12 protein-coding genes are annotated in these 12,546 nt (G+C 39.0%); 10 read left to right on the top strand and 2 right to left on the bottom strand.

Annotation, left to right across the window (positions count from 1 at the left end):
* Window positions 1–16 precede the first annotated feature (16 nt).
* Both BBI08_RS12325 and BBI08_RS12320 read left to right on the top strand, forming a co-directional pair.
* A complete protein-coding gene (locus BBI08_RS12325; protein WP_008498174.1) occupies window positions 17–1,162 on the top strand; it encodes a sensor histidine kinase in 1,146 nt (381 codons plus the stop codon).
* Window positions 1,163–1,189: 27 nt separating this feature from the next.
* On the top strand, window positions 1,190–1,864 hold the full coding sequence (locus BBI08_RS12320; RefSeq protein ID WP_008431348.1) for a response regulator transcription factor: 675 nt from the start codon (window positions 1,190–1,192) through the stop codon (window positions 1,862–1,864).
* 495 nt (window positions 1,865–2,359) lie between these two features.
* Here BBI08_RS12320 and BBI08_RS12315 read toward each other — a convergent pair whose 3' ends face one another.
* Window positions 2,360–2,968, bottom strand: coding sequence for a 3'-5' exonuclease (locus BBI08_RS12315; protein WP_008498172.1), 609 nt, complete (start codon window positions 2,966–2,968; stop codon window positions 2,360–2,362).
* Window positions 2,969–3,098: 130 nt separating this feature from the next.
* On the opposite strand from BBI08_RS12315, the gene BBI08_RS12310 reads away from it, so the two are divergent.
* From BBI08_RS12310 to BBI08_RS12290, 5 genes are all read left to right on the top strand, one after another.
* Window positions 3,099–3,686, top strand: a complete 588-nt coding sequence (locus BBI08_RS12310) for a DUF4440 domain-containing protein (protein ID WP_008498171.1) — start codon at window positions 3,099–3,101, stop codon at window positions 3,684–3,686.
* Between the two features lie 102 nt (window positions 3,687–3,788).
* Window positions 3,789–4,622 carry a DegV family protein gene (locus tag BBI08_RS12305; RefSeq protein ID WP_008498170.1) on the top strand — a complete coding sequence of 278 codons (834 nt, stop codon included), beginning with the start codon at window positions 3,789–3,791 and terminating at the stop codon, window positions 4,620–4,622.
* 40 nt (window positions 4,623–4,662) lie between these two features.
* Window positions 4,663–5,853 (top strand): ATP-dependent helicase ComFA, encoded by a 1,191-nt coding sequence (locus tag BBI08_RS12300; protein WP_335645600.1) that lies wholly within the window; start codon window positions 4,663–4,665, stop codon window positions 5,851–5,853.
* A 132-nt stretch (window positions 5,854–5,985) separates the two neighbouring features.
* Window positions 5,986–6,642 (top strand): ComF family protein, encoded by a 657-nt coding sequence (locus BBI08_RS17330; protein WP_236610221.1) that lies wholly within the window; start codon window positions 5,986–5,988, stop codon window positions 6,640–6,642.
* Between the two features lie 38 nt (window positions 6,643–6,680).
* Entirely contained in the window at window positions 6,681–7,028 is a 348-nt protein-coding gene (locus tag BBI08_RS12290) for a PilZ domain-containing protein (RefSeq protein WP_008498168.1), read from the top strand.
* An 83-nt stretch (window positions 7,029–7,111) separates the two neighbouring features.
* Here BBI08_RS12290 and BBI08_RS12285 read toward each other — a convergent pair whose 3' ends face one another.
* A complete protein-coding gene (locus BBI08_RS12285; RefSeq protein ID WP_008498167.1) occupies window positions 7,112–7,819 on the bottom strand; it encodes an SDR family NAD(P)-dependent oxidoreductase in 708 nt (235 codons plus the stop codon).
* 126 nt (window positions 7,820–7,945) lie between these two features.
* On the opposite strand from BBI08_RS12285, the gene hpf reads away from it, so the two are divergent.
* The 3 genes from hpf (at window position 7,946) to prfB (ending at window position 12,494) form a co-directional block, all read left to right on the top strand.
* Window positions 7,946–8,515, top strand: coding sequence for a ribosome hibernation-promoting factor, HPF/YfiA family (hpf, locus tag BBI08_RS12280; protein ID WP_008498166.1), 570 nt, complete (start codon window positions 7,946–7,948; stop codon window positions 8,513–8,515).
* A 299-nt stretch (window positions 8,516–8,814) separates the two neighbouring features.
* Window positions 8,815–11,331: a preprotein translocase subunit SecA gene (gene secA, locus BBI08_RS12275; RefSeq protein ID WP_065528156.1), complete on the top strand. Its 2,517-nt coding sequence runs from the start codon at window positions 8,815–8,817 to the stop codon at window positions 11,329–11,331.
* Between the two features lie 61 nt (window positions 11,332–11,392).
* Window positions 11,393–12,494, top strand: a protein-coding gene (gene prfB / locus BBI08_RS12270) for a peptide chain release factor 2 (RefSeq protein WP_155800295.1) whose coding sequence is annotated in 2 segments (ribosomal slippage) — window positions 11,393–11,464 and window positions 11,466–12,494 — 1,101 coding nt in all. Because the reading frame shifts where the segments join, the coding sequence is not laid out codon by codon here.
* Window positions 12,495–12,546: the final 52 nt, after the last annotated feature.

The following is a 12,546-nucleotide window of genomic DNA, read 5'->3' as shown; positions in this document are numbered from 1 at the left end:
CTAAGGCGGGTTTGAAATGGCAAAGAAAATCGGTGGGAACATACCTGATTCTATTTTTAATGCAATGTTAGATGGGATGGAACAGGCAAAACAAGATATTTTCGTCATTAGTGAAGAAAGTCGCCAAAGTTATGAAGAGATGAAAAATGAACTAGAAGATGTCCGTGTGGAAATTTCAGCGATTATTGAAACTGGAGATCTTTTAGAAGAAAAGACGCGTGCAGCACGAAGGCGTTTAGCGGAAGTATCTCAATTTTTTAGTTCTTTTACTGAAAGCGAAGTTCGTCAAGTTTACGAACAGGCAAATGATCTTCAAGTAGAATTATCTGTTAATCGCAATGATGAAAAAAAATGTCGCCAACGACGGGATAAGTTGCAGCGTCGGCTTCAAATTTTACTTCAGACGATTGAACGAGCTGAAAGCTTAGTCAATCAAATAAATGTCGCTAGCAGTTATTTGGTTTCAGATTATGAAAATGTGGACGAAGCTATCGATAAGAATAAGACATTTCAAGATTATAGCCTCCGTATCATTGAAGTGCAAGAGGAAGAAAGAAAGCGTTTATCTAGAGAAATCCATGATGGACCTGCTCAAATGATGGCAAATGTTCTACTTCGTTCAGATTTGATTGAAAGAACGTATCGCGAAAAAGGTCCTGAACCTGCTTTTCAAGAAATTACTGCATTAAAAGAAATGGTTAGACAGGCACTTACCGAAGTGAGAAGAATCATTTATGATTTGCGCCCAATGACACTTGATGATCTCGGGCTAGTCCCTACTTTAAAGAAGTACATGGATACAATTGAAGAATATAATAAAGGGGTTGGATTGAAGTTTCTTTCAAGCGGAAAAGAAGAACGGTTGCCGAATAATTATGAAACGACCATTTTTCGTCTTGTACAAGAAGGGATATCAAACGCAATCCGCCACGGTAAGTCAAATGATATTAAGGTAGAAATGAAATGGTTGAAGAACCAAGTGCAAATCATGGTGACAGATAATGGTATAGGTTTTGATCAAGGGATTGTGAAAAATCAATCTTTTGGGTTAACAGGGATGAGAGAACGGATTGAATTAGTCGAAGGCAACTTGATTATCAATTCCTCACCTGGTAACGGAACAATCTTAATGTTTCATATACCTTTTAAAAAGGGTATGTAAGATAGGGTATTCGAGGAGGACGACATAATGACAAAAATAATAATCATTGACGATCACCAACTATTCCGTGAAGGTGTAAAAAGAATTTTAGATTTTGAAAGCTCGTTTGAAGTCGTTGCCGAAGGTGGAGACGGTGGCGAAGTCATTAAATTATATGAAGAAAACAGACCAGACGTGGTATTGATGGATATTAATATGCCACAAAAAAATGGTGTAGAAGCTACAGCTGAATTGATTGCTCAATTTCCAGATGCAAAAGTCATTATGCTGTCCATTCACGATGATGAATCGTATGTGACTCACGCGCTTAAAACAGGTGCTTTAGGTTATATGCTTAAAGAAATGGATGCAGATGCTATTATTCAAGCGATTAAAGTGGTAGCAAAAGGTGGATCTTATTTACACCCTAAAGTTACACGCAACTTAGTAATGGAATTCCGTCGGTTGAGTGAACGTGAAAATAAAGGCTCTTTCCACCAAACGGAAATCCGCCGCCCGTACCATCTTTTAACAAAGCGCGAAAGCGAAGTTCTTCAGTTATTAACAGACGGCCAAAGCAATCGAGTGATTGGTGAAACTTTGTTTATCTCTGAAAAAACAGTTAAAAACCATGTATCAAGTATTTTACAAAAAATGCAAGTGAATGACCGTACACAAGCAGTTGTAACTGCTATCAAAAATGGTTGGGTTGAAGTAAGGTAATGAAAAAAGAGGAAGCTGCTATTATGCAGCTTCCTCTTTTAGCTTGTAGACAAAAGAATAGTAATTCATTGTTTCGTATTTATATGGGATCCTCCGCAACAAACGGACGCTTTCCGCGGACGAAGTGCTGAGCCTCCTCGTCGCAAGCTCCTGCGGGGTCTCATCACTCCGTTCTTCCGCAGGAGTCGCCGTCTGATGCTCCAGATCCTTGAGTGACTAGTTAAAAGACTTCGTAACGTTTTTATTGGTAGAAAGTAGACTAAGATAACTCACTTAATATAAGCAAGAATATTCCAAGCGGGCTGGCCACGAAGACTCCTGTGGGACAGCGAGAGCTGAAGGCCCCGCAGGAACGTTAGTGACGAGGAGACTGAAGCTGAGCCCACGGAAAGCGAAGTGGTTAGCACGCTTGGAAGTAATACACCGCTATTCACTTTAATGAGACTTTTTCTACAGTCTGAAAGAGGAAGCTGCTATTATGCACCTTCGCTTTTCTTATAACTTGTCGTAGCAGTATTGGTAGATGGCTGCTGTTGCTAGGCAATCGCCAAGTGCATCGTGGGCGTCGTGTTCGAGCTTTAAAAAAGCGGTTAAGGTAGTTAATTTGTGATTAGGTGTTTGTGTGATCGCTCTTCTTGCTAGACGAACTGTGTCAATTACTGTGTATTCGGGAATCGGTGTGATGTCTTCAAGTGCATAAAGAAAGCCCATATCAAAAGGTGCGTTATGTGCAATGATAGGCATACCGCCAATAAATGCAACGAGTTCATGGGCGATTTCTTCAATGACTGGTGCATTTTCTACATCTTTGTTGGTGATTCCAGTAATTCGTGTAATTGTGCTAGATATAGAACATTGGGGATTTACCATTAAATACATAGTTTCTTTGCGCTCGTGATTGATGTATTTAACGGCACCAATTTGAATGATTTTATCATTTCCTGCACGTAAGCCAGTAGTTTCAAAATCTAATACTACGTAATTTTCTACTTTTTGCATACTTGATTTATATTTTTTTGGTTGAGCAGATTTTTTTCGACTCCATTGGGGACGCGTTTCTTTCATTTTTTGTTCTAGAATTTGTCGAGCATCTCTTTTTTCCATTTGAGTCCCTCCTTTTTATGTACATACTAGTGTATCGTAAAATAGAAAAAAATTCTGTTTTGACAGATGACACAGTTTCTTCATTGTATTCACTATCTCCCTATGGCAAAATGAAGCGCAGGAGGAATGCATGATGAAAAAAATGATTATAGCGGCAAGCCTTATTTTGACACTAGCTGCCTGTTCAAGTTCCGAAGAACCTTCAATCAATGAAAACACGGTCGAAGATGGTAATGCAACTAGCGAAAACAATGCGGTCAACCACGGGATTGAAGAAAAGGAAGAAACGAAAGAAAAGACAGAAGATGTTGGTTTTACAGTAGATGACCAAGGCACTATTATAGCAGCGGATGTACCTGAAGAACCGGCGAGTCAATTATTGGCTGCTTATAAAGAATATATAGAAGCATTTAATTCTGAAGACATTGATCGATATATGAATACCATTGCGCAAGACCCCGAAGGATTTGATCGGGAGGAAGATAAAGCCGCTTTAGTTCAAGCTTTTGAAGCTTATGATAGCGTATATGAAACAAGCGATGAGACCATTGTAAAATACGAAGAAAATCGTGCAGAAGTTTTTGCTTCCCTTAATGTAAAGATGAAAGCTGCAAATTCTAATGATGCTGTCGAGCAAACAGCTCGTCAAGTAGTCATTTTCAAAAAAGAAAACGACGAATGGAAAGTAAGCGGGGTTCATCTAGTGGGCAACCAATAATTAAAATTCTCGCACATTGCGGGAATTTTTTTGTTTAGTCTTTTTATTTATGTCTTTTCTATGTCAAATTTTGATAAACTAGCAGAGGAGGCTGATTTATTGATGAAAACAGCAATTGTAACAGATAGCACGTCTTATTTACCGACCGAAACGTTGGAAAGGCTCGATATTCATACGGTTTCGTTAGAAGTCACTTTTGGAAATACGTCTTTTAAAGAAGCGGAATTGACTGCAGAAGATTTTTATCAAAAAGCGAAAGAGGAATTCCCGAAAACTTCACAGCCACCTATAGGAGAGTTCGTGGAATTGTACGATCAGCTTTCAGCTCATTATGATGAAATCGTTTCGATTCACTTATCGAGCGGCATTAGTGGAACTTATGCAGGCTCCATGCAGGCAGCTGAAATGGTTGATGGCATAAAAGTTTATTCGTTTGATTCGGAGCTTACTTGTGCATTGCAAGGATTTTATGCAGTGAAAGCCGCCGAGATGGCCAGAGATGGAGCAGGTGCTCAAGCAATTTTAGCTGAACTACACGAAATGAAAAAAACATTGCGTGCTTATTTCATGGTTGAAGATTTAAAACACTTGCAACGTGGAGGACGATTGTCTAGTGCACAAGCTTTAGTCGGGGGCATGTTGCAAATCAAACCAATCTTGCACTTTGAAAACAAAGTCATTGTGCCGTTTGAAAAAATTCGGACGCGCAAAAAAGCAATGAATCGCATTGTAGACTTATTAAAAGATGCAAGTAAAGGTGACAAAAAGCTAAAAGCCACGATTATTCACGCAAATCGGCTAGAAGAAGCAAAACAGTGGCAAAAAGAATTAGAAATGATTTGCCCACTAGTGAATTTTGAAATTTCTAGTTTTGGACCAGTTATTGGTACGCATTTAGGAGAAGGAGCAATGGGTCTTGGTTGGGTAGAAAAATAAAACCTGCTGAGGCTTTTTCTCAATCGAAAGGTGGTTACAAATGACGCAATTAGAAGAGTTTTTAGCGGGCAGAATATGGCTCAGACATTTCATCCCATTTTCGAACGAACAAGTAAATCAGGCAATATCAAATGGATCGATTACGGTTCGTCTCGGAATAGTAGACGGTAAACAATGTACAAGATGTCTTGAAAAATCACCTGGAAAAATAATTCCTTTTTACTGTGATACGTGTCAGAAAATGTGTTATTACTGTCGGCATTGTATCAAGATGGGGCGCATCAGTTCTTGTACAGAATTAATTACATGGGCGCTTCCCACACCACAAACTCTTCAAAGCCATTCATTTAATTGGACTGGCAACTTAACTCCCCTACAACAACGAGCCTCACAAGAAGTCCAAAAAAGCGTTTCGCAAAAAAATGATCATCTTATTTATGCAGTATGTGGAGCTGGTAAAACGGAATTATTATTTTCTCCTATCTTTGAAGCATTAAAGAAAGGGATGCGCGTTTGTCTGGCTGCTCCTCGAACAGACGTAGTATTAGAGCTAACTCCAAGGCTACGGGCGGCGTTTCCAAATACAATAATCCACAGTTTGTATGGAAATGCGCCCGAAGAGAATGGATTTGCACAGCTAGTAATTGCGACGACGCATCAATTGTATCGTTTTGAAAATGCTTTTGATGTCATGATTGTAGATGAAGCAGATGCGTTTCCATATTCATATGATATGGCGTTAAAAAGAGCTGTAGTCAAAGCGAAGAAAAAAGAAGCACCAATTGTTTATGTCTCAGCGACACCTTCAACTGAGTTATTAAAACAAGTAGCACATGTGTCTAAAATATTTAAGCGGTTTCACGGATATCCATTACCGATTCCAAAATTCCAGTCTTTATGGAGATATGATAAGGCATTTGCGAAAGGACAACTCCCCAAAAAATTAACCGCTTGGATAGATGAGAAAATAGCTGAAAATGAACCATTCCTTTTATTTTTTCCATCGATTGATTTGATCGAACAAGCAATTGATATACTTAAAGGAAAATATCCAGCTCTCGAAGCAGTCCATTCACAAGATGCAGATAGAAAAGAAAAAGTCATGAAACTTCGTCAAAGAAAAATTCCAGGTTTGTTAACATCGACAATTTTAGAACGTGGTATTACGATACCAAACGTGCAAGTTGCAGTAATTGGTGCGGGCGAATCCATTTTGACGCAGCTGCTCTGATCCAAATTTCAGGACGTGTTGGCAGGTCTAGTGAATATCCAAATGGTGAAATCATCTTTTTTCATGATGGGATAACTCGGCAGATGGACAAAGCTAAAAAAATGATTATTTCCTATAACGGAGGACTGTAAGATGAACTGTTATTTATGTGATCGAGGTATGCCACTTCAAGTAACATGGAGAAGTATCTTTTTTAACGTACGAGAAGAAGTAGTTTGTTTAAGGTGTCAAACCGAGTTTGAACGGATAGAGACAGGATGTCCGATTTGTAGCGCACTAGGAGACGGAGAATGTTTCGATTGTTGTCAATGGGAAAAAACAGAATACGCGGGGCTGATTGATTCTGGAAAAAGTTTATATCGCTATAACCCTGCTATGAAAGAATACTTGCATCGTTATAAATTTTTACAGGATGTCATACTTTCAGAAGTATTTGCGAAAGAGTTAAAAGAAGAATTACGAGGGCGGAAATCAGTGATTGTCCCCATCCCGATGAATGAAGAAAAGCTAAGACAACGAACTTTTTCTCAAGTTGATCGCTTACTTGATGCTGCTGGAATTACTTATACACATCTTCTTGGGAAAAACGAGGTAGGGTTAGGCGGGAAGTCAAAAGCTGAAAGAACTGCGTTACAAGATGTCTTTTGGTGGAATGGAAAACCTGTACCGGAAAAAGTGTTATTATTTGATGATTTGTATACAACTGGCTCAACACTTCGTTTAGCTGCTAAAGTTTTAAAAGGAAAAGGTGCTAAAGAAATTAAAGTTGTAACGCTTATCCGTGCCTAATGATTAACCTACAATAGAAGAGATTAGGAGTGGTCAACATGTTTTATAAACGATCAGAAAGCTTTCGGTATACATTTGGAGCACCACCAGAAATCAAGTTGAAATTAATAGATTCAACGGGGAATTTAACGATTTATTGCTTATTACTCGATATTTCTCCGAAAGGAGCCAAACTTTTTTCTGAAAAAGAATTAAAAATAACAGAAGAAATTGTAGGGTTGAAATTTGTCTTAAATCACGAGACAATTACTGCAGATGCTAAAATTGTTTGGAGACAGCAGTATGAGGAAGGCTGGCTATACGGCGTGGATTTTGAGCGCAATCCGGTAAAGGAATTACTCATTTCCACGGAAATAAGAGAATTGAAGGAAGTAGAACTGCATTAAAAAACCCGGCCAAGGCCGGGTTTTTTGTTGTTTTTAACTGAGTTTTACGCCGGTCGGAGCTTAACGGCTGCTTTTGCTTTTCTTTAGTGCTCATAAATCATTTTTCTTGTCATGCCGCCGTCGATGTTTAAGCATTCTCCGCTAATAAAAGAGTTTTGAGGGTTGCTTAAAAATAAACACGCGCGGGCAACGTCAGCGGGATTACCAACGCGGCCACTCCAATGCTGTTGGTGGTCGACGTCTCGTAAATCTTCGGGTTCTCCGGTATGAATCCAACCTGGCGCTATTGAGTTTACGCGAATTCCTTGTTCACTAAAAGTTGCAGCCAAAGAATGAGTCAGCGCATAAATACCGCCTTTTGATGCTGAATAGGTTTCTGTATTAGGTTCTGACATAAACGCTCGTGTCGAAGTCATGTTGATAATCGAGCGAATGTCTTCCGTCATATACCGGGCTGCTTCGCGACTACAAATAAAGACGCTTTTTAAATTAGTATTTAACACAGAATCCCATTCTTTCTCGTCTACCTCCCAAATAGATTTAAAGTTAGAGATGCCAGCATTATTGATCAATGCGTGGATAGCGCCGTACTCCTCATGAATTTTCTGGAATACTGATATAACTTCATCAAAATTGCCAACATCGCATTTACGATACTCTACGTCTTTCAATTCAACTGCTTGAATATCCAATCCGATCACGCGAGCCCCTTCAGTAGCAAAATGTGTTGCGATACTTTTTCCGATGCCGTGTGATGCACCTGTGACGATAATGGTTTTATTGGTGAACATTTGCCTCAACTCCTTATTCTCTTAGTTTACCTTCAAAAATGTTTTTAAAACTTTTTTTGTTTTAAGAAGGAGAGTTGAGGGAAAGTATAGAATTGTATAGATAGCACAATAGAAGGAGGAGTTAATATGTTGCAATTCAACATTAGAGGCGAAAATATTGAGGTAACTCCCGCAATACGAGACCATATCGAAAAGAAAATAGAAAAAATTGAGAGATATTTCACAGACGGTGCAAATGCTACCGCAATGGTCAATTTAAAAACATACAATAATAGCCAAACCCAAACAAAAGTAGAAGTTACGATCCCTATGAAAAATTTAACATTACGTGCAGAGGAAAGACACGATGATCTGTACGCAGCTATAGATTTAATCGTTAGCAAGCTAGAGCGTCAAATTCGTAAGTATAAAACAAAAGTGAACCGTAAATTCCGCGATCGAGATGGGATGGGCGTTTCGTTTGCCGTTGCTGAAAATGACACGCGTCATCAAAATGATTCGGACGAAGAAGATTTCACAATCGTTCGTACAAAACAATTCGACTTAAAACCGATGGATGAAGAAGAAGCAGTTTTACAGATGAATATGCTTGGCCATTCATTCTTCGTCTTCACAGATGCAGAATCGAATGAGACAAATATTGTTTACAAACGTAAAGATGGAAGTTACGGTTTAATCGAAACTTCTGCACAATAAAATTTGAATTGAATTCAGTCCAATTCAAAGACAAAACGAAAGCCTCTCGATTCGAGAGGCTTTCGTTTTGTCTTTGTGTTAAGAAGCTTAAAAGTAAGGGATAAACTGCCACTGTTCAAAGTTATTCCTTACTCCATTATTTGCACCGATTTCTACGCAGTGTTAAAATAAATAGTGAGAATTTTTTAGAACTGTTTGAATTGGATTAAGTGTGTTATTAAATAGAACACTATAAAAGCTAAAGCGATCAGCCGGTGTGCTAAATACCGGCGGACACTTGTGCAAGGAGCGGTATAGATATGTTGGGAGTATTAAATAAAGTATTTGACCCGAATAAACGGGATTTAAAACGATTAGAAAAAACTGCAGATCGAGTAGAAGCTTTGGCAGCTGATTTTGCAGCGTTAACAGATGAGGCGTTAAAAGCGAAAACGGAAGAATTTGTTGAAAGACAAGCTAAAGGTGAATCATTAAATGATTTATTACCTGAAGCTTTTGCAACAATTCGCGAAGCGGCAAAGCGTGTTCTTGGCATGTATCCATTCCGAGTACAAATTATGGGTGCAGTTTCTCTCCATGAAGGAAATATTTCAGAAATGAAAACAGGGGAAGGTAAAACATTAACCTCCACTTTAGCTGTATATTTAAATGCCATCAGTAAAAAAGGTGTTCATGTCGTAACGGTCAATGAATATTTGGCGAGCCGTGATGCTTTAGAAATGGGACAACTGTACGAATGGCTTGGCCTAACAGTTGGATTAAACTTAAATAGTTTGACGAAAGAGGAAAAGCGAGCAGCATACCAGGCTGACGTAACATATAGTACAAATAATGAATTAGGCTTTGATTATTTGCGAGATAATATGGTGCTGTATAAAGAAGATATGGTGCAGCGTCCATTAAACTATGCAGTAATTGATGAAGTCGATTCTATTTTAATCGATGAAGCGCGTACGCCACTCATTATTTCAGGACAAGCAGCGAAAGCAGCTCAATTGTATCAACAGTCAAATGCATTCGCGCGTCTGCTGACAAAAGATACAGATTACACTTATGATGAAACGACCAAAGGTGTTGTCTTAACAGAAGAAGGCATCGAAAAAGTCGAAAAAGCATTCGGCATCGACAATCTTTTTGATATTAGCCATGTTCGTTTAAATCATACGATCAATCAATCATTAAAGGCATACGTTACGATGAGCAAAGACGTAGACTATATTGTACAAGACGGAGAAGTTGTCATTGTCGATCAGTTTACTGGACGTTTGATGAAAGGTCGTCGTTATTCTGATGGTCTTCACCAAGCTATTGAAGCTAAAGAAGGCTTAGAAATTCAAAACGAATCGATGACTATGGCAACAATTACGTTCCAAAACTTTTTCCGTATGTACGATAAACTATCGGGTATGACCGGTACGGCAAAAACTGAGGAAGAGGAATTCCGGAATATTTACAATATGTTTGTCATTGTGATTCCAACAAATAAACCGATTATCCGGGAAGACCATGTCGATTTAATTTATTCGACGACTGCTGGAAAATACAAAGCAGTCGGAGATGATATTGCGGCTCGTCACGCGAATGGTCAACCAGTACTGGTCGGCACAGTTGCGATTGAGACTTCAGAAATCATTTCAGAATATTTGACGAAAAAAGGTATTAAACATTCAGTATTGAATGCGAAAAACCATGCGCACGAAGCAGAAATTATTTTAAATGCTGGTCAAAAAGGTGCTGTTACCATTGCGACTAACATGGCCGGACGTGGTACTGACATTAAACTAGGTGAAGGCGTTATTGAAGCAGGTGGTCTTGCAGTTCTTGGTACAGAACGTCACGAATCGAGACGGATTGATAATCAGCTACGTGGACGCTCAGGACGTCAAGGAGATCCAGGTGTTACACAATTTTATCTATCTCTTGAAGATGATTTGATGCGTCGTTTTGGTTCAGACGCAATGCGCACTATGATGGGTAAATTGGGCATGGACGATTCACAACCATTGCAATCGAAAATGGTTACACGTTCTGTTGAATCCGCGCAAAAACGAGTAGAAGGTAATAACTTTGATGCTCGTAAACGCTTGCTTCAATATGATGATGTTCTTCGTCAGCAACGCGAAATTATTTACAAAGAGCGTATGGAAGTGTTAAATACCGACAATATGCGTTCATTGGTTGAAAACATGCTCCATAGTTCAATTGAACGTATGGTTTATGCACATACTTCACAAGAAAAACAGGAAGACTGGCACTTAAAAACACTTTCTGATTTGATTGCAGCAAATCTTCTACCAGAAAATACTCTGACAGAAGCCGACCTTCAAGGGAAATCACAAGAAGAGCTTATTACGTTTATAAAAGAAGCTGTGACTACGCGCTATGATGAAAAAGAAGTGGAAATGACACCAGAACGGATGCGAGAATTTGAAAAAGTTGTCTTACTTCGTTCAATTGATACGAAGTGGATTGATCATATTGATGCGATGGATCAATTACGACAAGGAATCCATTTAAGAGCTTACGGACAAAATGATCCGCTTCGTGAATACCAAAGCGAAGGTTTTGCAATGTTTGAAGCAATGGTCGAAGCTATTGAAGAAGATGTAGCGAAATATTCAATGAAAGCTGAAATTCGCAACAACCTTGAACGTGAAGAAGTGGCAAAAGGTCAGGCGGTCAATCCAAAAGAAGATGGCCCAGCACCAAAAAAGAAAAAAGCACCTGCCCGTAAGGAAATGGAAGTTGGAAGAAACGACCTATGCCCATGCGGTAGCGGCAAAAAGTATAAAAATTGCCATGGGACAGCTTCATAAGAATGTGTGAAAAGACCGAAGAGCATTTGCTCTTCGGTGTTATTTTGAGGAGGAACAAATGATGGAATTAGCAGACATCCGTAACCAGCTCGACAAATCAGCCAGTAAATTGGCGGACTTTAGGGGGTCTCTTTGACTTAGAAAACAAAGAGTCCCGCATACAAGAATTAGATGAAATGATGCTTGATCCTGATTTTTGGAACAACCAAGAAACAGCTCAAACTGTTATTTCGGAATTGAATGGATTAAAAGAAATTGTGAATGCGTACTATAGTTTTGTGGAAACGCAAGAAAATATGGAAATGTCTTTAGAGTTGCTAAGAGAAGAAGATGACGAGGATTTGCATGCAGATGTGGATAAAGATATGAAGCAATTTATTTCGGACTTAGCAGACTATGAACTAACGATGTTATTAAGTGAACCATACGATAAAAACAATGCCATTTTAGAATTGCATCCAGGAGCTGGTGGAACAGAGTCTCAAGACTGGTGTTCAATGCTATTACGTATGTATACACGTTGGGCAGAAAAACGTGGATTTAAAGTAGAAACTTTAGATTATTTAGCTGGAGACGAAGCGGGTGTTAAATCGGTAACGCTTGGAATTCGTGGACATAATGCCTACGGATATTTAAAAGCTGAAAAAGGCGTTCATCGCTTGGTTCGAATTTCTCCTTTTGATTCTTCTGGTCGCCGACATACTTCGTTTGTTTCGTGCGAAGTAATGCCGGAATTTACAGGGGAAATTGAAATCGATATTCGTACTGAAGATTTGAAAGTTGATACGTATCGTGCAAGTGGAGCGGGTGGACAGCATATCAATACGACAGATTCTGCTGTTCGAATTACGCACCTGCCAACAGGTGCTGTTGTAACTTGCCAACAAGAGCGTTCACAGATTAAAAACCGTGAAAAAGCGATGCAAATGTTAAAAGCAAAATTGTATGCATTAAAAATCGAAGAAGAAGAAGCACGTCTTCTTGAAATTCGTGGCGAACAAAAAGAAATTGGTTGGGGAAGTCAAATCCGTTCTTATGTATTCCATCCATATTCGATGGTTAAAGATCACCGTACCAACTTTGAAACAGGTAATTTAGGCGCTGTTATGGACGGCGACATTGATGGTTTCATTAATTCTTTATTGCGCTCTAAAATGGAATAGGTAAAAAAGAGCTGTCAAATGCAGTTCATCTTCGAAAAACGGTCCGAAAGCA

The sequence above is a fragment of the Planococcus halocryophilus genome (assembly GCF_001687585.2).
Lineage (GTDB): Bacteria > Bacillota > Bacilli > Bacillales_A > Planococcaceae > Planococcus > Planococcus halocryophilus.
The sequence above is the reverse complement of the archived record's forward strand: the minus strand, read 5'-3'. Positions and strand labels throughout refer to the sequence as shown.

Coding starts and splice junctions, on each gene's coding strand:
- BBI08_RS12325 (WP_008498174.1), top strand. CDS start 17: ATGGCAAAGAAAATCGGTGGGAACATACCTGATTCTATTTTTAATGCA.
- BBI08_RS12320 (WP_008431348.1), top strand. CDS start 1,190: ATGACAAAAATAATAATCATTGACGATCACCAACTATTCCGTGAAGGT.
- BBI08_RS12315 (WP_008498172.1), bottom strand. CDS start 2,968: ATGGAAAAAAGAGATGCTCGACAAATTCTAGAACAAAAAATGAAAGAA.
- BBI08_RS12310 (WP_008498171.1), top strand. CDS start 3,099: ATGATGAAAAAAATGATTATAGCGGCAAGCCTTATTTTGACACTAGCT.
- BBI08_RS12305 (WP_008498170.1), top strand. CDS start 3,789: ATGAAAACAGCAATTGTAACAGATAGCACGTCTTATTTACCGACCGAA.
- BBI08_RS12300 (WP_335645600.1), top strand. CDS start 4,663: ATGACGCAATTAGAAGAGTTTTTAGCGGGCAGAATATGGCTCAGACAT.
- BBI08_RS17330 (WP_236610221.1), top strand. CDS start 5,986: ATGAACTGTTATTTATGTGATCGAGGTATGCCACTTCAAGTAACATGG.
- BBI08_RS12290 (WP_008498168.1), top strand. CDS start 6,681: ATGTTTTATAAACGATCAGAAAGCTTTCGGTATACATTTGGAGCACCA.
- BBI08_RS12285 (WP_008498167.1), bottom strand. CDS start 7,819: ATGTTCACCAATAAAACCATTATCGTCACAGGTGCATCACACGGCATC.
- hpf (WP_008498166.1), top strand. CDS start 7,946: ATGTTGCAATTCAACATTAGAGGCGAAAATATTGAGGTAACTCCCGCA.
- secA (WP_065528156.1), top strand. CDS start 8,815: ATGTTGGGAGTATTAAATAAAGTATTTGACCCGAATAAACGGGATTTA.